The sequence below is a fragment of the Dokdonia sp. Asnod3-C12 genome, assembly GCF_045063975.1.
Classification (GTDB): domain Bacteria; phylum Bacteroidota; class Bacteroidia; order Flavobacteriales; family Flavobacteriaceae; genus Dokdonia.
On sequence record NZ_JBEFNY010000003.1, the window covers coordinates 1,503,756 to 1,525,111 of the forward strand.

A 21,356-nucleotide genomic window follows, 5' to 3' on the forward strand; every position below is an offset into this window, starting at 1 on the left:
GTGTTACTCAAAATAATTCATCGTTTTATATCCGCCTTCTTTGAGATAGCTGTCTTTCTTCATCAGCCTTAGGTCACTTTGCATCATATCATCTACAAGTCCTTGTAGTTGATATTCTGGCTTCCAGCCAAGCTTGTTGTAAGCCTTTGAAGCATCGCCTATAAGTAATTCTACCTCTGTAGGTCTAAAGTACTTAGGATCCACCTCAACAACTACTTGCCCTATTTTTACAGGATAATCTGCATTTTCTGATGCAGTAACAATTCCTTTTTCATCTATTCCTTCACCTTCAAATGACAACGTAACACCTATATGAGCAAATGACATTTTTATAAAGTCACGCACCGTCGTAGTCTCTCCAGTGGCGATTACCCAATCTTCTGGCTCATCTGCCTGCAAGATCATCCACATCATTCTCACATAATCCTTAGCATGACCCCAGTCACGCTTTGCGTCTAGGTTTCCTAGATACATTTTATCTTGTAACCCTAAAGCTATTTTTGATGTAGCTCTAGTAATCTTTCTAGTCACAAAAGTTTCTCCTCTTACTGGAGACTCGTGATTAAATAAAATACCGTTACACGCAAACATATTGTAAGCTTCACGATGGTTTACGGTAGACCAGTATGCATATAACTTTGCTACTGCATAAGGACTTCTTGGATAGAAAGGTGTTGTCTCAGACTGTGGCACTTCTTGTACCTTTCCATATAACTCTGATGTAGAGGCTTGATAAATGCGCGTCTTTTTTTCAAGACCTAAAGCTCTCACTGCTTCTAATAGTCTTAGAGCACCTAGTCCATCTACATTAGCCGTATATTCTGGCATCTCAAAGGATACCTGTACATGGCTCATTGCCCCAAGATTATAAATCTCATCTGGTTGTACTTCTTGTATGATTCTAAACAGATTTGTACTGTCCGTAAGATCTCCATAATGAAGAAAAAATCGCTGGTTATCAATATGTGGATCTTCATAAAGATGATCTATTCTATCTGTATTGAATAAAGACGATCTACGTTTAATACCGTGTACCTCATAGCCCTTCTTAAGTAAAAACTCACTTAAGTACGCTCCATCTTGACCAGTCACGCCGGTAATTAATGCTACTTTATTACTCATAAATAATTATTAATATGTGGGAGAAACTATCCTTTTAGGACCGCTGTTTCACGCCTGTATGATTTGTATACACTTGCAATCCCTGAGAGTATTAGAAATATAATCACTAAGCCTAATGGGAAAATAACAATCAAATTATCTGTTATAGATGACTTCTTTGATACTTGAATAGCACTTACGATTACAGCTACATCAGTATAGCTCACAAAATCATTTTTTTCAATCTCTAAATCTTCTACTAAGTCTGATTTAGTGTGAAATAATGATGCTAGGTTCTCATTTTGATTGTTAAAATAAAACCCCTCCCTGTCCTTTTGCTCTGATATATTGTTATCCTTACTGAAAGAATTGATAAGCTCATTTATCTGAGCAATAGATTGTTCTTGGCTTTCAAGATAAATCTTATGATTTTTAAGACCTTCTTTTTTCAACTCTTTAGCATAGGGATTTTCATTGATAAATGATAGGAATGACTCAATATCTTCTAAATTTTTATCACTATCAAATACAAATTTGAGTTTGTGAAATTTAAACTTAGATAAAAATCTATCTGTTGCAAACAATTCACGGTCATCTTTGAGTTTAAACTCTCTCGTCATTTCTCCTAGCGCACCATCATTATCACCTATATAATTCACTAAGTCTATCACCTCTACTACTGGCTCTACGCTAACGTCTTTAATACTAAAGTTTTCAGGAGACTTACCAAGAGATGTTATAAAACCCTCATCGTCTTCTTCAAGGTTATTATTAAACTGCTCTATTGCCGTATAAACGTACGCCTGGCTCGTAAAATTAGTTTTAAGTAACAGATTTGCCTCATAAGATGGCTCCTCCTTCAAAACGAACCCTAAAGCTATTCCAGCAACGATGAGCAATAAAAACACCCACCACATTTTAATCATAAAATCAACAACTCTAAAAAATGAATAAACCACATTTTTAAATAGTCTACCTATCAAAGAAAAGATGTCTGAGAGGTCCATTTCTTGCTGATTTCCAGACTGATTGTAGTGATCGCTCATGTGCTTACTTAAAGTTGAATGTTAGTTGTAATATATTACTACTTATTAGTAGTAAACAGTTGGTGTAATATCTTTTCAGTGATTAGGTATGTAGGCTTCACTCCTGTAGTTCCTAGTCCGCCAGATGCTAGTGTGCTTCCTGTTTCTAAAGGGTTATCACTAGCATAATATGCATATCTCACTTTTACATCTTCTTGAATGCTCTTACGAAGTTTTGCGGCAGCTTGTATTGCTTTTTGATAGTGTGCTCCTTCCATTTCTAGACCTATCACACTCCACGTACTGTCATGGAAGAATTTAAGGATATCTCTATTTTGTAACGAGGTTCCTAATACAGAAACCATAGCACCTTCAAAAACTTCTAATCCATGTCCTTCAAAATCCTCTTTAGTAAGTTCGTTCTCAAAAGGATAATTATCTGCTGTTCCTTCAAAAAGGTGTGCACTTGGAATCATAAGATCCCCCTTTCCACCTTCTAGAATACCTGCTTTACCCATGATAGACACAGAATCTACATCTAAGTATGTTTTCTCCTCTCCTTCTTCATAAGGCTTAAGAAGCTCTTCCATAGTTTCATAAGCTTGCTCTCCAAAGGCGTAGTCCATTACTATAATAACGGGCTGTTGTTCCTTTTTTACATCGTTGCTACAGAAGTCATTTTCAGCTACAGGCAGCTTACACATGTCAAAAATCTGAACATTGATATTTGTACCACTATCATCTGGCAGATATATCATTCCGTTTTGTAATGCGACTTTCTCTACTTTAGCACGTAGAGCTGCGTTACCACTATTACTAAGCATTTCATACACCTCTAGTTTAGACTTTTTCTTAAGTTCAGACTTAAGTGCAAGTGGCGCATACAGCGTATTCATTACAGAGTGCATGTTTGCACTAATAATATGAAGAGGTCTACCTAAAAGATTGTTTTTCTTCAAAGTCGCTTTAATATCATTTGCCCAGATCTCACCGTGTATGTGATGACCTAATCGTTCTCTTAAAACAGGACTAAAGGTAACTGTGCGCTTCTCCTCTTTAAGTACTTCTGCTATCGCAAGTTTACCTAACCAGTAAATAAGCTCAAAGAAGCGCTTGTTATTAGTGCGCGTATTAAAAAGAGGTGCAATTGCTCGTACTTCGGCAAAAGTACGTCCTAAGATATTTGCGGTATGCGTAGTTGCAATCTCCCAGCTATTTTGATCTAGCTCTTCATTGTTTAAAACTGCTTTTTCTAGCTTTTCCCAATCACGTATTACAGCGCCTTCATCATTTATGAGGACACGTTTCATAATCTTATGAGACTCAATAAATAGGAAGGTCACGTGTGTAAGAATATCATAAATTTCAGAACGACCACGCGTGATCTCGATATTCATTTGCTCCTCATCTATACGGTAGCAATTACGACGACGTTTTGCTGGAATAATAGGTTCAAAGTGACTGTTTTTGTAGCCTTCATCACTTGTTAAGTTAATGAATCTACATTGCTCTATTCCTTCTGGAAGTCTATCAATAACGTAAAGAAGACCATCTAGTTCTACTTTTTCTTCGGCAATGGTACCGTAAATTTCTGGTCTTAATATAAGTAATGACTCTCTAAGTGTCTCTCCAGAGACACCCATAGGTTTATAAAATCCTCTGTTAAAAAGGTGACGCATTGTAATATACATGCGTTCTATAGCGCTGCTGCTCTCTTGGGCTCTTGTACGGCCTTGTGTTTTGTTTGTGCTCATAATTGGGGATAAAGGTACTTAATAGAACTTGACCATGGTAATTTCATCGCCAGCTTACCTATTAAATACTATTTTGATTGCAATAGATCGGCAATCTTTCGATCGTTTGAAAGACGTGGAATTTTATTTTGACCACCTAACTTTCCTTGTGATTTCATGTAATTATTGAAGCCATCTTTTACCACCTTGGTGATTTTTAATGGCTGGAGTACCTTTCCTGTGATTAGGTCTAGGTAGTATGAGTTTTGAGCTTGTAGTGAGGAATCTAACGCTTTCGCGAAAGCGTGTAAATCACCACTCCCCTCATTTTCAAATTCTATAAACCACTCATGATAAGGTAATCCTTCTTGAGGTGCTACTTGAGGTGCTACCGTAAACTCTGTCACTTTAATATCTGTTCCGGCCGAAGCTTCAAGCATGGCCTGCTCTACCTCTTTACCTATCACATGCTCTCCAAAAGCCGAAATAAAGTGCTTGATTCTCCCGGAAACCATAATGCGATATGGTTTGAGACTCGTAAACATTACGGTATCTCCTATGTTATATGCCCATAAACCTGCCGTGGTAGAGATGATCATTACGTAATTTACGTCAAGCTTTACATCCTTAAGCGTTATTCTGGTTGGGTTTTCATTAAAAAACTCATCTGCTTTTACAAACTCGTAAAAGATACCGTTGTCTAGTTGCAACAGCATTCCTTTCTCTGTTTGCGTATCTTGAAAGGCAAAAAAACCTTCACTCGCTGGATATAACTCAATGCTGTCTACGCTTCTACCTATAAGATCCTCTAACTTGCGACGGTAAGGCTCGTAATTTACGCCTCCGTACACAAATAACTGATAGTTTTTAAAGAGCTCTCCCACCGTTTTACCACTTTTCTGGATAAGACGTTCATAATACATCTGTACCCACGGAGGAATCCCTCCTATGAGTGTCATATCTTGATCTATAGTTTCAGCTACAATCGCATCTACCTTTTGTTCCCAGTCTTCTATACAATTAGTCTCCAGACTAGGAAGCCTATTCTTCTGTAGGTAATTAGGCACATAGTGTGCGACAATACCAGAAAGGCGGCCTAGTTTGATGCCATTCTTTTCGGTCATCTCTGGGCTTCCTTGTAAAAAAATCATCTTACCATCTACAAAGTCTGTATTTCCTGTCTCTGCGATGTAAGAAAGAATTGCATTACGCGCACTGTTAGGGTGTGTTTTCATGCTGTCTTTTGTAAGCGGAATGTACTTTACTCCAGAAGTAGTTCCAGAAGTTTTTGCAAAGTAAAGAGGTTTACCTGGCCAGAGTATATCTGGTTCTCCAGCGACCATTTTATCTACATAGTAGCGCAAGTCTTCATAATCTCTTATGGGAACTTGCTTTACAAAATCTGCATGTGACTTTATTGTATCAAAACGGTGATCATTACCAAAAGTCGTATACTGAGCAGCATCTATAAGACTCTCAAAAACCTTGTGCTGAGTCTCAATAGGGTTGTCTGCCCATTTTTTTATACTTCGCTGTATGTACGACGCAAAAATTTTTGCTCCAAAAGACTTTATCGACATTAGTTAAAATCTATAAAATTAGTCGGATTTATAGGGTACCCATTACTCCACAACTCAAAATGTAAGTGTGGTCCAGTACTATACTCACCTGTATTACCCACCGTGGCAATAACTTCTCCTGCTTGAACCAAGGCTCCTTGTGATTTATTGAGAGAAGCATTGTGTTTATATACGGTAATAAGATTTTTACCATGGTTTATTATAAGTACATGACCTGTCTCTGCAGTCCACTCGGCAAAAATCACAGTTCCATCTGCTGCGGCTTTTACAGGAGCATCTTTTACAGTTACAATGTCTACTGCAAAGTGTTTTTGACTAGCATTATATGCAGATGATATGGTTCCTTTTACTGGAGGAAACAGTGAGAAATCTGTATCCTCAATAGCTTTATCAAACACATTGTACTTGTCTTCCTGCTCTACTGTTTGCCTTAGTAAGCTATCTTCTCTACTAGGAAGCACATATATTTCTTCATCATTAAATACGGCATCGCGTATAGAATCTCTATCAAATTCTAGCTCTTCTACATCACCACTCAATACTCTACGTATAGAAGAGTAGTATTGCTCATTTACTCTAATTGCATTTTCTATAGAATCTGTTTTTGCAACGAGTAGCGTCGCATTGCGCTTGAGTTTTGTGCTTGAGTAACCAGGAATATATTCCCTTAATGGTGTAAATGCGATAAGTAAAGTGGTAAGTGCAATAAGAATAATAGCAGATATACCTACTAGAATAAACACATTGAGTCGTGTGAGTTTAAAAGAAATACGCTCCTCAAAAGTATCTTCATTGAGAATAACTAAGCGATACTTGTGCAGTAGCTTTTTTGCAATCTTTTTTTTCTTCTCTTTTTTTTCTGCCATTTGAGATACAAATATACTTTTTAGATATGAGATAATTGATGTCTTTACGCTTTCGCGAAAATTGGATTGCGATAACCACTCAACGCCAATTAAGTCCTTTTTATCACTTTAACGCTCGTATGTCTGTTTTCTTACTATCTTTGTTTTTCTAAAACAGATGAAGATGAATTTTTTAGCAATATTTTTAGGAATGGTAGGCCCTTGGCAAATAGGACTTATTGTATTAGTTGTTTTATTACTTTTTGGAGGTAAGAAAATCCCTGAAATGATGCGCGGCTTAGGTGGCGGTATCAAAGAATTTAAGAAAGCGTCTAAGGACGAAGAAGACGATATGATAGAAGAGAAGAAGTAATACTCGCTCTTTCTTATATAGAAAAACCGCATAGCTCTTAAAGTTATGCGGTTTTTTTATGTGTATCACCTTTCGCGAAAGCATAATTTCTAAAAGTCATTTATCAATCTACTAGGGTTTTGATATGTACTAAAGACTCTTAAAATAACAATGTCATCACCTTCTCTATCATACACTATTTTATAATGTCTTATTATAATCCTTCTAAAGGTATTATTAATTTCATCCTTTTGATATTGCTCAAAGTAAATAATAGTTTCACTTGCCTCGATAATATCATTAACCACATTTAGAGCGCCTTGTGGTGATTTCTTTACATTCTTTATGTAATTGTAAATTTGCTTTAAATCTCTTTTTGCTGTATTGGTCCAGACAGTATTAAGCATCAATTACCAATCCTTTATTTCTTTCTTAAAATCATCAACAGCTGTATACTCTCCTCGTTTATATTCTGATTTTGCCTCCTGTAGCTCTTGTTTGTATTGTTCTCTACTCAAAGGTTCTCCCTCCACGGTATAAGCAATTACTTCAGATTCTTGATAGCTTATTGCTAGCGCATTTATCATTGCAAGTAAACGCTCATCTGCATCTTGCACTTTTTTTAAAACTTCTTCTCGTAACTCTAGTGCTCCCATAATATACTGTTTAACAACATAATAAAGATAACGTTTCTACCTCAACCTTGCACTCTTCAAGATACTCTCAAGCTCAAACATATTATCACGCTGGTCTTGTGATGGGGAGAATATAAAACCTTCTAATATCAAGTATCTTCCATTTTTTTCATCTCTTACGGCATAGTTTACAAAAGGTCCAGCCATATAACGACCGTCTACTTCCCATGTTCCTTTAGTCTCATAAGCTAGTTTTCCATCTATCTCTGTTTCTTGTAAGTATGGTGAGAAAGCACGTTCTGTAATAAAGCGACCGTCATCTACTGGTATTTTCTTTCCACCTATAGAATCACGCATGCGTATAATGTTCTTGATTGTTAAGGTATCCTTATCAATTGCTTCTAGCGGCACCTCGTACACTGTGATATTCATGTTACCGCTGCGCTTAAGCTCTTTGCGCATCCAGAAGAAATCTGCTTTCTGTTCTGCATATCGATATGCGTTAGGAAAGTTAAGTCTTACTCCAAATACCTTTTGTAAAGAATCTGTTTTCTTCAGTGCCTTTTTAATTCGACTTTGATTTGCAACTAGCTCTTGTTCTTTAAAAGCAGTTACAATACGTTCCTCATTATCAATAATAAGATTTGCAATTTGTGTGTGGCTACTTCCAGTAACAATTACTCCTGTTTGTGGGCGTGCATACTTATCTTTTACAATAGTTAAAGAAGCACTATCTGCTGGTTTTATTTGCAAATAAATTCTATTCTTAAGTAAAAAATCACTGAAAGCCTCTGGCGGAATCTGATCTATAGAAAACTTAGGCTCCTCACGTGGTAATCCATACACCGGATCTGCCAGCACGTCGCGTAGCGCGTCTCCTATAGCTCCTTGCCATTGCGCTTTGGTCACAATCACCTTAACGTTGTTAATATTACCTACAGACTGGCTTAAAATGCGTTTACCATCATTATCCCCACAAGAAAAAAGTAAGGATGCTGTTACTATACTTAAAAATATTCTTTTTATCATATTGCTATTATTAATGATTAACATCCAGACATCACAAGGACCGTGGTGTAATCTATATCTCTCTTAATTGTAAAAAATCCGCCTAATATATTATCGGTAGGTCTGTATTCTGTAAGGTCAAAGTTCCAATGATTCTGACCATAATCTCCAAAAATCTTATTAACCGACTCTACCCACAACAGCACAGATTCTCTATTAGGGTTTGATATCGTTAGTACTTCTCCAGTTGCAAGTAATGCATCGCCACAATTGCGTTTTGTATAAACGATTCCATTTTCAAAAGTTTGTGTAAATCCACAATCTCCGCCACCATTAGGTGGAAGAATTTCCTTGTCTGAAATGGCTTTATAATTATCTATCAAGTACGTATAAACAGGATTTTTTATAATTCTTTTTTCATTTCCCTCACTATTTACTACAGTATATGCCGTAGCATTATACGGTTTAAGGGTTACTTCTTGTGCAGCAAGTACTGCTGTAAAGCATAAGCTTAATGAAAGAAGTAACTTTTTCATAATTGATTTATTTAGAAACACGTAGTTTCATTCCTGGCTTCAGTTTACTACTACTAATATCATTCCAAACTTTAATATTATCAATGCTTACTCCAGGAAACTTATTTGCAATTTTCCAGAGTGAGTCACCATTTTGAACAGTATACGTTTTCTTTCCCTTTAATGAAACCGTTTTTGAGCTACTACTTGTACTGCTATTGGTAACAGGTTTTCTTGGGTAAATAGTTAATCGCTGCCCTATTTTAAGAGCATTTGATCGTAGGTTATTCCACTTCTTGATTTGGCTTACACCTACTCCGTATTTGCTTGCTATCTTTCCTAGATAATCACCGCTACGCACTCGGTATCTAACCTGAGAGCTTGCTGTAAGTACTTCTGGTAATGGTTTTTCACGTTTGTCTAGTTCAGCTTTCGCGAAAGCGTAAATAGCCTGTTCATTCTGCACAAATTTACCCACACTCTCGATAGGAAGTCGCACGTAATATTTCTTATCCTTAACCACCGGAATAATATCCAATTTATACTGCGGATTTAGAAATTGAACAATCTCCAAAGGAATACCTACAATACTAGAAACCTGATCTAGTGCGATACTTTGTTTTATGTGAATGGTATCTGTTGCAAAGTAATTTATAGGTGCTTTTTCTGGTGTGTATCCATGCTCATCTGCATATTCAAAAAGATACATGGTGGCTAGAAACGCAGGTACATAACCAGCGGTTTCTCTAGGTAAATTCTTTCTAATATTCCAGTAATTTGTAGCACCTCCAGAACGTCTTATTGCTTTAGACACATTTCCTGGACCAGAGTTATAAGAAGCCAGTGCCAGATCCCAATCTCCATGAATGTCATAGAGTTGTGATAGGTAAGCACAAGCAGCCTCTGTTGCTGCAATAGGATCCATGCGATCATCTACATAGCTGTTTACTTCAAGGTTAAACATTTTACCCGTTGCAAACATAAATTGCCATAATCCCGTTGCTCCTACTCTAGATTTTGCTCTTGGACGCAGTGCACTTTCTACAATGGCGAGATATTTCATCTCTAGAGGGATGTCATATTTATCGAGACGCTCCTCAAACATAGGGAAGTAAAACTGGCTCACGGCCATAAGCTTCTCCATAGCTGGTTTGTGACGCTTTAAGTAGCGATTAATAACGCTTTCTAGCGACGGGTTATACTCCACGTTAAATGGAGTACGCGCATTTATTTCGGCAAGGCGTTTTTTTAGTGTGTCTGTAGGAAGTTCTAAGTTTACTTCAGGTTGGTACGTGTGGCTTTCACGTATATTATTTATAGAATCAAATAGATCCATTCTTGCCAGTTCCTTACGCCAGCGCATATCTATAAGTGCTGCCTGAGGGTTATCTGGTAAGTTGAACGTTATAGAATCTCTTACTTGTGTATCTAGTAATACTTGAGGTAAATCTTGAGAGATTGTATTGGTAATGACAGTATCTACTACTTTGATAGTATCTCTTTGGAGTGCCGGTTTTTTATCTTCTTTTATTACCGGAGCTTTCTGTTTATAAGCCTCATATGAGAGGGTGTCTTGCGCTTTCGCGAAAGCGGAAAACAAGAGTATAGAAGCTACTAGGGATATTTTAAAATTATGTTGCATTTGAGTCATAGTCAAGGAACGAAAGATACGGGAAAATCGTATGGTTTTAAAGAGAGGAAATATAACTTCTAGCCAGCACAACTTCTGTTAGGTACATAAATAATAAGACCACCTCAAGAGGTGGTCTTATTAATTGATGTTTTATAAATTATTCTTGTATAGCAGCTATACCTGGTAGTGTTTTACCTTCCAGCATCTCAAGCATTGCACCACCTCCAGTAGATACGTAGCTTACTTTTGTATCAAAACCAAATTGCTTTACAGCCGCAACACTATCTCCACCTCCTACTAGTGAGAACGCGCCATCCTTTGTAGCTGCAGCAATACTATGACCTAGTGCAATAGTTCCTCCTGCAAATGTTTCCATCTCAAAAACTCCTAATGGTCCATTCCATAAAATAGTTTTTGCACGCTTTGCTACTTCGTCAAAAAGTTCGCGAGATTTTGGTCCTGCGTCAAGGCCTTGCCATCCATCTTCTATATGCATGATATCGCACACCTTTGTATTTGCATCGTTTGAGAAATCATCTGCAGCAATAACATCTACTGGTATGTGAATCTGTACTCCTTTTTCTTTGGCTTGTTTAAGAATATCAAGCGCAAGCTCCATTTTATCATCTTCACAAATAGAGTCTCCTATGGTACCTCCTTGTGCTTTAATGAAGGTAAAAGCCATACCTCCACCTATGATCATCTCATCTACTTTATCTAGGATATTCTCAATAACTGTAATTTTTGAAGATACTTTAGACCCACCAAGAATAGCTAGTACAGGCTTCTCGCTGTTATTAAGCACGCGATCAAGACTCTCTATTTCTTTTGCTAGTAAATAACCATAGCATTTTGCTTCAGGAAAGAATTGAGCAATGATAGTAGTAGAAGCATGCGCACGGTGTGCGGTACCAAATGCATCATTTACATAAATATCTCCTAGCTCACTTAATTGCTTTGCAAAGTCTACATCACCAGCTGTTTCTTCGCTGTAGTAACGAAGGTTTTCTAGTAGTAATATTTTACCCATTTCAAGGTTAGATGCAGCCTCTGTAGCTTTTGCACCTACACAATCCTCCACAAAGTTTACTTCTACACCAATGACTTCAGAAACTGTTTTACAAATCTGAGAGAGAGAAAACTCCTCTTCTTTGTTTTTAGGTCGACCTAAATGAGACATAAGGATAGCAGATCCTCCATCTTCTAATACTTTCAAGATTGTAGGTTTTGCAGCCTCAATTCTTGTAGTATCGGTAACATTACCATTCTCATCAAGGGGAACATTAAAATCTACGCGAATTAATGCTTTCTTATTCTCAAAATTAAAGTCGTCTACTGTGATCATTTTCATTGGTTTTGCTAACAAATATAATAGATACAGAGGATAAAAAATGCAGTGATTCCTTTATATTTGACGCTATGCTGTTTTCAAACGTTATCGGGCAAGATTTTATTAAAAATCATCTCACAACAAGTGTTGATGCAGGGCGTATTGCTCATGCTCAACTTTTTATAGGTTTATCTGGCACAGGGGTTTTACCCATGGCTATTGCTTATGCACAATATATTTTATGTAATAACGCTCAAGGCGAAAATGAGGGAGGATCTCAAGCTTGTAATTTAAAGTTTGAACACTTATCGCATCCGGATTTGCACTTTGCTTTTCCTGTAGCAACTACTCCCGAAGTAAAAAGCCATCCTGTCTCTAATAATTTTATGAGAGAGTGGCGCTCGTTTATTACAGAAAACCCATATGGAGATCTCTTTGAATGGCACCAGCATCTTGGTATTGAAAAAAAACAAGGACAGATAGGTGTAGATGAAGCTTCTGAAATTAATAAAGCTCTCGCTTTAAAGTCATATGAAGGTGGTTATAAAGTAATGATCATTTGGGCAGTTGATAAAATGAATACTGCTGGATCAAATAAACTTCTCAAACTACTAGAGGAACCTCCAGCAAAAACTTTATTTATTCTCATTTCTGAAAATGAGGATAGCATTATAGACACGATAAAGTCAAGATGCCAAGTATTGCATTTCCCAAGATTAAGCGAACCACAAATTGCCGATGCTTTAATTACTCATCATAAAACTCCAGATGCCGAAGCTCATAAAATAGCTCATCAAGCACAAGGAGATTACCAGCAAGCGATGCATTTATTGCATCACGATGGTGATGATATTCAGTTTGAAAAATGGTTTGTTACTTGGGTGCGTACAGCCTTCCAAGCAAAGGGTAAAAAAGAGGCCGTTTTAGGGCTCATGGAGTGGAGCGAAATCATAGCAAAATCTGGTCGCGAAACTCAAAAGAATTTCCTGGCTTATTGCGTACAATTTTTTCGTCAAGCTTTGCTTAAAAATTACAAGGCAAATGATCTTGTTTTTATGGAACCAGAGACCGGTTTTGATCTCTCAAAATTTGCTCCGTTTGTTCACAATAATAATATATTTCCTATAGTAGAAGCCATACAAGACGCTTCATATCACATAGAACGTAATGGAAATGCAAAAATAATCTTGACAGATCTCTCAATTAAATTAACTCGATTTTTACATCGTAAGAGCTGATCATATCAAATAGTTACGTCTATATTTAGCCTAAACTAAATATATTTTTAGATAAATAAACAATAGTGTACGCTATCTATATGCTCAGATGAGCACAGATCTTTTACTAAACGACAACACTTAAAGACTATATAATCTACCGGCACGGTTTCTATCCCGCTAAGCAGTACCATTTGGTTGGTGAAATCTTATTTAAATAAGCTTGATTATATTGATGAAAATCATGTCGATTTCATGGTTTTATCTCGTCATTTATTGACGAGAAAAATCATCAAAAACGGGCAAAAAAAAAGCGATGATTTCTCATCGCTTTAAAAGCTATTTTAAACACTAGTGTTTAGTCTTCTTTCGGAGCATATTCTCCATTCATTTCTGTAAGAATTGCTTCTGTAAGATTCAATTCATCTTTACCATAAAGAACACTTCCAGCATCGTTAGATCCATAGATATAAGAGTACCCATTTGTCTTTCCGTAAGCCTTTACTTTATCCTTAACTTTTGTAATAAGTGAGTCTATTACTTTCTGGCTTTCTACTTGTAGTTGACCTATTCTTGCCTGGCGTTCTTGTTGTAATTGTTGTGCCTCTGCTCCTAGTTCGTTATAAGTTTCTTCTTGTTTTTTACGTGACATAGAGGGTCCGTTTTTTCTAAACAGGTCTTCTTTGATTTGGTAAGACTTAATCTTAAGCTCTAATTCGCCCATGATTTCGTCATTTTGCTTTGTAAAACGATCCTTTGCGCTTTTAAGCTCTGCATATTCTGTAAGTAACTCTTCAGTATCTACAAAACCAGTTTTCTCTGTTTGACAAGCTACAGCCATCATAGCAGTAACAAGTAGCATTCCTATTTTTTTCATTGTGTTATTTTGATTATTTGATGCGAAAATAGGTAGAATCCATTAAAACTTAATTAAAATCATGTCTATTTCCATTTTGATTCTCAAATAAATATAAATAGACTTAAAGTCCTCGATAATTCACTAAAACTTGAATCTTTTGAAACCTACACTTAGAGAATTAATTGAGAACGCTACAATTTAAAATAAAGAAGTAATTCTTAATTAATAAATACGATATACTGAAAGCATTAAAATTGAAAGCAGAAGTGAAATAATCAGGAAGATTGATAAACACATTACAGGGGATAGTAATCGTGTGATTTAAAAATGAAATTATTAATTGAAAATATTCCACGTGGAACATTTTACAACTAAATGCATTTTTAGCAGAAACTTTGAAAACCAAATTCTCAATCCCAGATTAAATATAAAAAGGTCAAAATTGATTGGAATAAGCCATCATAAGAAAAAGTAATGACCAAAAAGAGAATTAATAATAAAATCTTATTAAAAACGAAGCCTATAAACACTGTTTTTAAGCGGTTTCAGCATTTAGCCATATACATTTAAGGCATTCGTACTCATAAGCCCTTAAAAGCGCTTATTTGCAATTTAAGCGTGTTTTAGGACATAAATATGAGATGAATAACCTCCAGACTGCTTTGCTTTACGATTTGACTTGAATCCAGTTACAAATGCAGTGAAGAAATTCATTTTACCACTTTTATACTTTTCTGAAAGAAGACTCACGTAAAAGGAATCAAATTTCATAGGTAGTGTTTTTACTAATTGTAAATCTTGTTCTGCAAAAAGTCTTTTTATAGCAGTTTCTGAAAAATGGTATAAATGTCTTGGCACATCAAAAGCTGCCCAATATGATTTATAATAACTAGCATCATAAGATTCAAAATTAGGAACGGCAATAAATACAGTTCCATTTTTTGCTAGTTGCTTTTTTAACCATGCTATTTGCTCTTGTAAATCGTAAACATGTTCTAACACATGCCACATAGTTATCACATCGTATAATTCCCCTCCTACTTCATCGATAGTGTTATAAATATCGAGTCCTTTATGTTGAGCAAGCTTTTTAGCTTTAGCATTTGGCTCTACTCCTTTTACATTCCATTTTCTTTTAGATAGAAATTCCAAAAAATCCCCAGTTCCAGCTCCTATGTCTAAAACAGAACCTTGGTCAGGATGAAACTTTTTTAAGAGTTTTTGCTTTCGCGAAAGCGTGATTCCTTTTATAGTTTGATATGCGATTTCAAATAAAGTTCGTTTTCCATCTGTGTGAGATATATAATCTTCACTTTCATAATATGAAGGAAGCTTAGAAATATCCGGCTTAGGATTTGTGAAATACATGTGGTACTTCTTATCATACTTTAGTGTAAATTCTTCTCCACTTACCGAATGATCTCTTACTTTAAAATCTTCTTTCATCAACTTTGTTTCACGTGGAACGTATACTATTTAAAAATTATCGTCCCATATAAACTAACATTACACTTATATCTGAAGGAGAAACTCCACTCACTCTTGATGCTTGAGAAATTGTAGTTGGCCTAATTTTAGATAACTTTTCCCTTGCTTCAAAAGACAGCGACTTCAATTTTGTATAATCAAAACCTTCTGGGATTTTAATATTTTCTAATCGCTGTAACTTATCTGCATTTGCTTTTTCCTTTGCAATGTAACCAGCGTACTTCACTTTAATTTCTGCCTGTTCTAATACATCACGATCAAGATCTTTCTCCTCAATATATGCAGCTACTTTCTCAAAGCCCTTCATATCATCAAGCGTGATTTGGGGTCTAGAAAATACTTTAAACATTTTATCAGATTGTCTCATAGGAGAAGATCCTCTCTCCTCTAGTATATCATTTACTTCTTCAGGAAGAATACTTGTATCTTCAAAAAACTTAACAAGATCATTAGATTCCGCTTGCTTCTTTTCCATTGTAACAAGACGTTCCTCAGAGGCTAAACCTACGGCATTTGACATAGGCGTGAGACGCTCATCTGCATTATCTTGACGCAACAGTGTTCTATACTCAGCACGAGAAGTAAACATCCTATACGGCTCTTCTGTACCTTTTGTGATTAGATCATCTATAAGAACCCCTATATACGCTTCATCTCTTTTGAGCATGAAAGGATCTTTCTCATGCACCTTAAGGTGTGCATTCATACCAGCCATTAATCCTTGAGAGGCTGCTTCTTCATATCCAGTGGTTCCATTAATTTGTCCAGCAAAATACAGTCCGCTTACAAGCTTAGTTTCTAGCGTATGCTTTAACTGTGTAGGCGGAAAATAATCATACTCGATAGCATATCCCGGACGGAAGAATTTTACATTTTCAAAACCAGCTACAGACTTTAAAGCCTTAAACTGGACATCTTCTGGAAGTGATGTTGAGAATCCATTTACATAGATCTCACATGTATTCCACCCTTCTGGCTCTATAAATAATTGATGTCTATCCTTATCTGCAAAACGGTTAATCTTGTCTTCAATAGACGGACAATATCTTGGTCCAAGAGATTTAATTCGACCATTAAACATAGGCGAGCGATCAAAACCTTCTCTCAATATATCATGCACTTCTAGTGAAGTATAACTCATATGACAAGGACGCTGATGTGTAAGCGGACTTGTTTCTTTACTATAACTAAACTTCTCTGGAACTTCATCACCAGGCTGAATAATCATCTTAGAAAAATCTAACGATCTACCATCCACTCGTGGAGGTGTTCCCGTTTTCATTCTTCCAGATTCAAATCCAAATCCCGCTAGCTGTTCTGTAATTCCTGTAGCTGCTCTTTCACCTGCTCTACCTCCACCAAATTGTTTGTCTCCTATGTGGATTAATCCATTTAAAAAAGTACCATTAGTTAGTACTACGGATCTTCCTCTTACTTCTATTCCAAGAGAGGTTTTTACGCCAACTACTTTATCATTTTCTACAATAAGGCCGCTCACCATCTCTTGATAAAAATCAAGATTCTTAGTTCCCTCAAGCTTCATTCTCCACTCCTCTGCAAATCTCATTCTATCAGATTGCACACGTGGAGACCACATTGCAGGACCCTTAGATTTGTTAAGCATCTTGAATTGAATTGCTGTCTTATCAGATACGATACCGCTATATCCTCCTAGTGCATCAATCTCTCTTACTATTTGCCCTTTTGCGATTCCTCCCATAGCAGGATTACAACTCATTTGGGCAATGGTTTGTAGGTTCATAGTTATAAGAAGTGTAGAACTCCCCATATTTGCAGCAGCAGCGGCAGCCTCACAACCAGCATGGCCAGCACCTACTACTATAACATCGTATGTATCTTGAAATAGACTCATTGTTTCACGTGGAACATTAAAATATTAATATCTCTAAGAGAAGTTACGCTTTCGCGAAAGCGTTATATATATTCTTTTAAAGGCGTGCAAAGATACAGCCTTTAATTCTCTCTAACACAACTTCCCACTGGGACAGATGTTAAACCTTGAAATAGAGATCTGTAAGAAAATTACTACTTATCTAACTGATAAATATAAGTTTTCCTTTGCTCTCATCTCCTTAGCCTCATCCTCACTCTTATCTTTATAACCGCAATAGTGCAGTAGCCCGTGAACCATAACACGGCTTAATTCGTCTTTAAAGGAGGTTTTAAAATCTGCAGCATTATCCTCAACACGCTCTACAGAAATATATACATCCCCACTAATTACATCTCCACTCGTGTAATCAAAACTGATTACATCTGTAAGCGTGTCATGATTCAAATATTCAACATTGAGTTTATGCAAGTAGGCATCATCACAAAAAATGTAATTGATCTCCCCCATTTGTTTTTGCTCAGCTTCTATCACAGATGTTAACCACTGAAGTATTTCTTCAGGATTTGATAAGTCAAAATCATTTGTACTATTAAATTCAATCATTGTTTTTCTGGAAGTAATCTTGCACTTTACGCTTGTATTCTTCCTTAAGCGGAAGTGCATTTCTGTTTAATATTTCTGTTGTATTAAAATACTTTTTGGCTTTTTCGAGAGCACTATTTACAGGGTTTGCAAACTCCTTTAAGTTGGTATTTGCTTCACGCTTATTCTCTTCACCTTGTTGTAACGTTGCCTCTTTAAGTTTAAGTAGCTCGTGCTTAAGATTAGTCATACGTTGTAACGTTTCATTATTAAAACCTTTATCTAATAATTGCTGCTCAACATCCTTCATATCCTTTACCAGCTTCTCTGCATTATCCCCAAGACCTTCCCTTTGAATAGCATCTTCTAGTTGTTGTCTTAACTTAGACTGCTCTTTATAAATTTCATAAAGAAGTCCCTGCTCATACTCATCGCTTTGTCCATCTCCATTTTCTCCACCTCCATTCTCGCCATTTCCATCACCTTTTAAATCACTATTACTCGAGCCTTTTCCTCCACCTTGACCACCTTCACCTTCGCCTTCTTTTCCTCCCTCGCCTTCAGATCCAGGTTGATCACCGCCTCCTTTTCCTTGTCCTTCTTTACCTTCAGAACCTTCACCAGATTCTCCTTCCTTACCTTCACCTTCTTTTCCTTCTCCGGGTTTTTTACCCTCACCCATTTTCTTATTAAGTTCTTCTTGACTCTGTATAATATCCGGAAGTTGTTCTCCATTACCACTGCCAGAACCCATGCCCATACCCTTTCCTTTGCCTGAACCGCTACCAGACATCATTGCATTTTGCATATTATCCAGCGTCTGACTAAGGAAGTCTGCTAGTTTATTAGTTCCAGTTATAACATATTGCTGGCTACTTACACCTTGCATTATTTGATTTTCGGCAAGTCTTGAAAGTGCTTGATCCATGCTGTAATCAATATCGACTAAGGTCTCATTGATAATCTCATCCAGTTTTGGCTGACGTAATGACAAGGCATATAAACTATCATCTATATGTTTGAAATTTTGTTTGAGTACATTTTGCCTTCTTAACTTACGTGCATAATTAGGATTCTTATCATCCATCTTACGAAATTCCATCATTAAAGCTTCTTCCTCAAAACTAAAAACAAGAAGATTATCTAGTATCTGTCGTAACATCTCTGCATCTTCTTCAAGACTTTCTTCCCCATCCATTTGCATTTGAGACTGCATAGACTTGCTCATTTGCTTCATCTTCTCTGCAGCCTTTTTTTGCTTTTCTTGAGCACCAGATTTATCTTGAGGTGTTCCGTCTTGTTGTTCTTGACCTTCTTGTTTTTCTAGTTCTTCACTAGCTCCCTCCTGCTCTTCTTTGATTTCTTCTTGTTTCTTTTCGTCACCAGGAAGGTCCATAGGTTTTTTAAGTTCTTGGTTTTCTTTCTCAAGTTCCTTTAGCGCTTCTTCAAGTTTTTTGAACTCTTCATTGAGTTCATCTTGCTTTTCCTTAGTATTTTCTTTTCCTTCCTTCTTACTTAAGTCTTCTTGTTTTTTTGCGAGTTCCTCTAAGTCACGAGCAATTTGCTCGGTCTTTTTCTGAACATAATAACGCTTTGTAAGCTCAACCATTTGCTCTAGGTTTCGCTTATTATTTTTATTTTGCTTTTCAAGTTCCTCAAGCTTTTCAGAGAGTTCTTCTTTTGGCATTTTCTCTCGAAGCTCTTGTAATTCTTTTAAGAGCTTTTCATTTTCCTTTGCTTTCTTTTCTTGACGCTCTAGACGTTCCTTCAGTTTTTCTTTATCCTCATCTGTAAGCTCTTCTTCTTTTTGAAACTCATCTAGATTCTCCTTAAGTTGTTTAGAAAAATCTTTCATCATTTCCTCTTGCTGCTTCTGGCGTTTAAGAAAGCTATCAAGTTTCTTTTGATCGTTAAAACTCAGTTGCTTTTTCTCCTTCTGAGTTCGTGAGATTTCTTGTAATTCCTTCTCACTATCCTTCATCTTCTGTAAGGACTTATCAAGATTACCTATAGATTTTTGTTGTTGCTCAAGCTGTTTGTTTTTAAGCTCATCATCTGTCAGTTTTACAAAACTATATATCGTGCTCTTCGTACTTTTAAAACGATGGATGGCATCATTATCAAAAACCTCAAAATAATACTCATAATTTACTCCTTCTTGTAAATCAAGATTATTAGGGAATGCATATATAAACTGATCTACATTACCCTTTGAAATACTGATTTCCTCATACTGTTTATTATCACTCTCTGCAGGATAATAAACAATTTGTAATTTTTTAAGTCCGTAATCGTCGCTTACTTTTCCGTAGAAATAATTCTGCTGCTCGTTTACAGTATCCTTTTTTGCTTCCAAGGATATTTGAGGATACTGATCTTTTATGACTTGTAAGTTATAAGCCAGATTTTCATAGTTTTTCAGTTGGCTATTACTCGTACTTACTTCATAACTCGTGTTATTATAGATACGTTTTACTGCTTTAAAAACTTTTGAGGTTGTCACATTTTCGCTTAAAGCGAAAGGAATAATAGTATCCTTAAGCACAAGATCTACACCTTCCGTCTGCCTCGTACTTATATTCCAAGAAACGGTAGTTCCTTCTGGAATAATTGCATTGCCCGTATTTTTTACAGTCTCTTTTCCTTTGCGAGTATGTGCAGGATAGTTGAGTTCCATATCAAAATCCATAAGTACAGGAACCTTGAGTACCTCGATAGTATAAGGCTGGGATACGACTTTATTGCCCTTAAGATTAAAGGTGATATTTTCTGTAGGCTGTTCAAAGATATAGCTATACTCTCCCGGAGCAATTTGCTGTAAAAAATATACCTCATCATTAAATCTCACAGACGCCTCCTCAGGAATTATATCTCCCAGTGTGCGCACGCGCAACTCAAAATCTTTATTTTCTATCGCCTGTAAATTCTCATTGACTACATAAAAACTAAATGGAGCTGGTGGCTCATACGCCTCGTTGTAATTTACAACACGCTCATAGCTTGTTGAGAAAACCTTTTCCTTCCCCGCATAGTTTGCAATGAGAAATATAACTACAGGTATTGCAGCATATTTGAGGTACTTCTTATTTTTTGTAAAATCTATAGCTAGTCTAAAAGGGATAGGCTCAAGCTCTTCACTCTTCTGCTCTATGCTTGCGAGCATTAACTCTGAGTCTGTTACTTCACTATGTAATTGCAAGGTGTTTATAAGCTTGTCGCTTACTTCTGGAAAATAATTTCCTATCAAACTAGCGGCATCCTTATAGTTGATACCTTTTGACAATTTAAATAATCTGGCTAGTGGTATTGCTATAAACTTGATGAGTAAAGCAACCTCTACTACTATAAACGCCCAGAAAAGAACCGTTCTTCCCGCTGGACTAAGCCAGAAAAAGTACTCAATGAGCAGTGTGATTAAGAAATAAAATAGGCCTAGTGCAAAAAATAATATCGCACCGCGCAGCAATTCATTAGTGTAATATTTTCTAATAAATCCCTCTAGCTTCTTCTCTATTTTTTCAAATCTGTTCGTCATCTATCCTAATTCTCTTTATAGCAACCTCTAAAGTACTATTTTATTATGTTTTAAGAGGATGTC

18 protein-coding genes are annotated in these 21,356 nt (G+C 36.4%); 2 read left to right on the forward strand and 16 right to left on the reverse strand.

Going from position 1 to position 21,356, the window contains the following annotated elements; all coding sequences use genetic code 11:
* Positions 1-3: 3 nt before the first annotated feature.
* The 5 genes from gmd to ACJJVW_RS06980 form a co-directional block, all read right to left on the reverse strand.
* Positions 4-1,122, reverse strand: coding sequence for a GDP-mannose 4,6-dehydratase (gmd, locus tag ACJJVW_RS06960; protein ID WP_405221678.1), 1,119 nt, complete (start codon positions 1,120-1,122; stop codon positions 4-6).
* A 26-nt stretch (positions 1,123-1,148) separates the two neighbouring features.
* The gene (locus ACJJVW_RS06965) at positions 1,149-2,147 is read right to left on the reverse strand and encodes a hypothetical protein (protein ID WP_405251166.1); all 999 of its coding nucleotides are present in this window, start codon (positions 2,145-2,147) and stop codon (positions 1,149-1,151) included.
* A gap of 38 nt (positions 2,148-2,185) precedes the next feature.
* Complete coding sequence (locus tag ACJJVW_RS06970; RefSeq protein WP_339846166.1) at positions 2,186-3,880, reverse strand: DUF6909 family protein; 1,695 nt, start codon at positions 3,878-3,880, stop codon at positions 2,186-2,188.
* Positions 3,881-3,948: 68 nt separating this feature from the next.
* Positions 3,949-5,439 (reverse strand): GH3 auxin-responsive promoter family protein, encoded by a 1,491-nt coding sequence (locus tag ACJJVW_RS06975; RefSeq protein ID WP_405251167.1) that lies wholly within the window; start codon positions 5,437-5,439, stop codon positions 3,949-3,951.
* A complete protein-coding gene (locus ACJJVW_RS06980; RefSeq protein ID WP_144782555.1) occupies positions 5,439-6,305 on the reverse strand; it encodes a M23 family metallopeptidase in 867 nt (288 codons plus the stop codon). Before ACJJVW_RS06980 ends, ACJJVW_RS06975 begins: the two co-directional genes overlap by 1 nt.
* Positions 6,306-6,468: 163 nt before the next feature.
* On the opposite strand from ACJJVW_RS06980, the gene tatA reads away from it, so the two are divergent.
* The gene (gene tatA, locus ACJJVW_RS06985; RefSeq protein WP_013750675.1) at positions 6,469-6,657 is read left to right on the forward strand and encodes a twin-arginine translocase TatA/TatE family subunit; all 189 of its coding nucleotides are present in this window, start codon (positions 6,469-6,471) and stop codon (positions 6,655-6,657) included.
* Between the two features lie 89 nt (positions 6,658-6,746).
* Here the strand turns inward: tatA and ACJJVW_RS06990 are convergent, their stop codons facing one another.
* From ACJJVW_RS06990 to ACJJVW_RS07015, 6 genes are all read right to left on the reverse strand, one after another.
* The gene (locus ACJJVW_RS06990) at positions 6,747-7,043 is read right to left on the reverse strand and encodes a type II toxin-antitoxin system RelE/ParE family toxin (protein ID WP_405221668.1); all 297 of its coding nucleotides are present in this window, start codon (positions 7,041-7,043) and stop codon (positions 6,747-6,749) included.
* 3 nt (positions 7,044-7,046) lie between these two features.
* Complete coding sequence (locus ACJJVW_RS06995) at positions 7,047-7,292, reverse strand: hypothetical protein (protein WP_298323410.1); 246 nt, start codon at positions 7,290-7,292, stop codon at positions 7,047-7,049.
* Positions 7,293-7,328: 36 nt separating this feature from the next.
* Complete coding sequence (locus ACJJVW_RS07000) at positions 7,329-8,300, reverse strand: DUF4837 family protein (protein WP_405221662.1); 972 nt, start codon at positions 8,298-8,300, stop codon at positions 7,329-7,331.
* A gap of 17 nt (positions 8,301-8,317) precedes the next feature.
* Positions 8,318-8,815, reverse strand: a complete 498-nt coding sequence (locus ACJJVW_RS07005) for a hypothetical protein (RefSeq protein ID WP_339846154.1) — start codon at positions 8,813-8,815, stop codon at positions 8,318-8,320.
* Between the two features lie 7 nt (positions 8,816-8,822).
* A complete protein-coding gene (locus ACJJVW_RS07010) occupies positions 8,823-10,445 on the reverse strand; it encodes a lytic transglycosylase domain-containing protein (RefSeq protein ID WP_298323404.1) in 1,623 nt (540 codons plus the stop codon).
* Positions 10,446-10,584: 139 nt separating this feature from the next.
* Entirely contained in the window at positions 10,585-11,772 is a 1,188-nt protein-coding gene (locus tag ACJJVW_RS07015; protein WP_405221655.1) for a phosphoglycerate kinase, read from the reverse strand.
* A 74-nt stretch (positions 11,773-11,846) separates the two neighbouring features.
* Here ACJJVW_RS07015 and ACJJVW_RS07020 point away from each other — a divergent pair, with 74 nt between their 5' ends.
* Positions 11,847-12,995 (forward strand): ATP-binding protein, encoded by a 1,149-nt coding sequence (locus ACJJVW_RS07020; protein ID WP_405253069.1) that lies wholly within the window; start codon positions 11,847-11,849, stop codon positions 12,993-12,995.
* Positions 12,996-13,332: 337 nt separating this feature from the next.
* On the opposite strand, the gene ACJJVW_RS07025 is transcribed toward ACJJVW_RS07020, so the two are convergent.
* The 5 genes from ACJJVW_RS07025 to ACJJVW_RS07045 all read right to left on the reverse strand — a co-directional run bounded on the left by ACJJVW_RS07025 (position 13,333) and on the right by ACJJVW_RS07045 (position 21,293).
* Positions 13,333-13,851 carry an OmpH family outer membrane protein gene (locus ACJJVW_RS07025; protein WP_239057571.1) on the reverse strand — a complete coding sequence of 173 codons (519 nt, stop codon included), beginning with the start codon at positions 13,849-13,851 and terminating at the stop codon, positions 13,333-13,335.
* 594 nt (positions 13,852-14,445) lie between these two features.
* A complete protein-coding gene (locus ACJJVW_RS07030) occupies positions 14,446-15,279 on the reverse strand; it encodes a class I SAM-dependent methyltransferase (RefSeq protein WP_405251168.1) in 834 nt (277 codons plus the stop codon).
* 37 nt (positions 15,280-15,316) lie between these two features.
* Positions 15,317-17,194 (reverse strand): tRNA uridine-5-carboxymethylaminomethyl(34) synthesis enzyme MnmG, encoded by a 1,878-nt coding sequence (gene mnmG, locus ACJJVW_RS07035; RefSeq protein ID WP_405251170.1) that lies wholly within the window; start codon positions 17,192-17,194, stop codon positions 15,317-15,319.
* 177 nt (positions 17,195-17,371) lie between these two features.
* A complete protein-coding gene (gene ybeY / locus ACJJVW_RS07040) occupies positions 17,372-17,779 on the reverse strand; it encodes an rRNA maturation RNase YbeY (RefSeq protein ID WP_405251171.1) in 408 nt (135 codons plus the stop codon).
* Positions 17,772-21,293: a hypothetical protein gene (locus ACJJVW_RS07045; protein WP_405251173.1), complete on the reverse strand. Its 3,522-nt coding sequence runs from the start codon at positions 21,291-21,293 to the stop codon at positions 17,772-17,774. Before ACJJVW_RS07045 ends, ybeY begins: the two co-directional genes overlap by 8 nt.
* Positions 21,294-21,356 lie beyond the last annotated feature (63 nt).

Excerpts from the sequence above, each read along its gene's own strand:
- ACJJVW_RS07010 (WP_298323404.1), bottom strand. The coding sequence starts at position 10,445 with ATGACTCAAATGCAACATAATTTTAAAATATCCCTAGTAGCTTCTATA.
- ACJJVW_RS07030 (WP_405251168.1), bottom strand. The coding sequence starts at position 15,279 with ATGAAAGAAGATTTTAAAGTAAGAGATCATTCGGTAAGTGGAGAAGAA.
- ACJJVW_RS07000 (WP_405221662.1), bottom strand. The coding sequence starts at position 8,300 with ATGATAAAAAGAATATTTTTAAGTATAGTAACAGCATCCTTACTTTTT.
- mnmG (WP_405251170.1), bottom strand. The coding sequence starts at position 17,194 with ATGAGTCTATTTCAAGATACATACGATGTTATAGTAGTAGGTGCTGGC.
- ACJJVW_RS06980 (WP_144782555.1), bottom strand. The coding sequence starts at position 6,305 with ATGGCAGAAAAAAAAGAGAAGAAAAAAAAGATTGCAAAAAAGCTACTG.
- ACJJVW_RS06965 (WP_405251166.1), bottom strand. The coding sequence starts at position 2,147 with ATGAGCGATCACTACAATCAGTCTGGAAATCAGCAAGAAATGGACCTC.
- ACJJVW_RS06975 (WP_405251167.1), bottom strand. The coding sequence starts at position 5,439 with ATGTCGATAAAGTCTTTTGGAGCAAAAATTTTTGCGTCGTACATACAG.
- ACJJVW_RS07025 (WP_239057571.1), bottom strand. The coding sequence starts at position 13,851 with ATGAAAAAAATAGGAATGCTACTTGTTACTGCTATGATGGCTGTAGCT.
- ACJJVW_RS07045 (WP_405251173.1), bottom strand. The coding sequence starts at position 21,293 with ATGACGAACAGATTTGAAAAAATAGAGAAGAAGCTAGAGGGATTTATT.
- ACJJVW_RS07005 (WP_339846154.1), bottom strand. The coding sequence starts at position 8,815 with ATGAAAAAGTTACTTCTTTCATTAAGCTTATGCTTTACAGCAGTACTT.
- gmd (WP_405221678.1), bottom strand. The coding sequence starts at position 1,122 with ATGAGTAATAAAGTAGCATTAATTACCGGCGTGACTGGTCAAGATGGA.
- ACJJVW_RS06970 (WP_339846166.1), bottom strand. The coding sequence starts at position 3,880 with ATGAGCACAAACAAAACACAAGGCCGTACAAGAGCCCAAGAGAGCAGC.
- ACJJVW_RS07015 (WP_405221655.1), bottom strand. The coding sequence starts at position 11,772 with ATGATCACAGTAGACGACTTTAATTTTGAGAATAAGAAAGCATTAATT.
- ACJJVW_RS06990 (WP_405221668.1), bottom strand. The coding sequence starts at position 7,043 with ATGCTTAATACTGTCTGGACCAATACAGCAAAAAGAGATTTAAAGCAA.
- ACJJVW_RS07020 (WP_405253069.1), top strand. The coding sequence starts at position 11,847 with ATGCTGTTTTCAAACGTTATCGGGCAAGATTTTATTAAAAATCATCTC.
- tatA (WP_013750675.1), top strand. The coding sequence starts at position 6,469 with ATGAATTTTTTAGCAATATTTTTAGGAATGGTAGGCCCTTGGCAAATA.
- ybeY (WP_405251171.1), bottom strand. The coding sequence starts at position 17,779 with ATGATTGAATTTAATAGTACAAATGATTTTGACTTATCAAATCCTGAA.
- ACJJVW_RS06995 (WP_298323410.1), bottom strand. The coding sequence starts at position 7,292 with ATGGGAGCACTAGAGTTACGAGAAGAAGTTTTAAAAAAAGTGCAAGAT.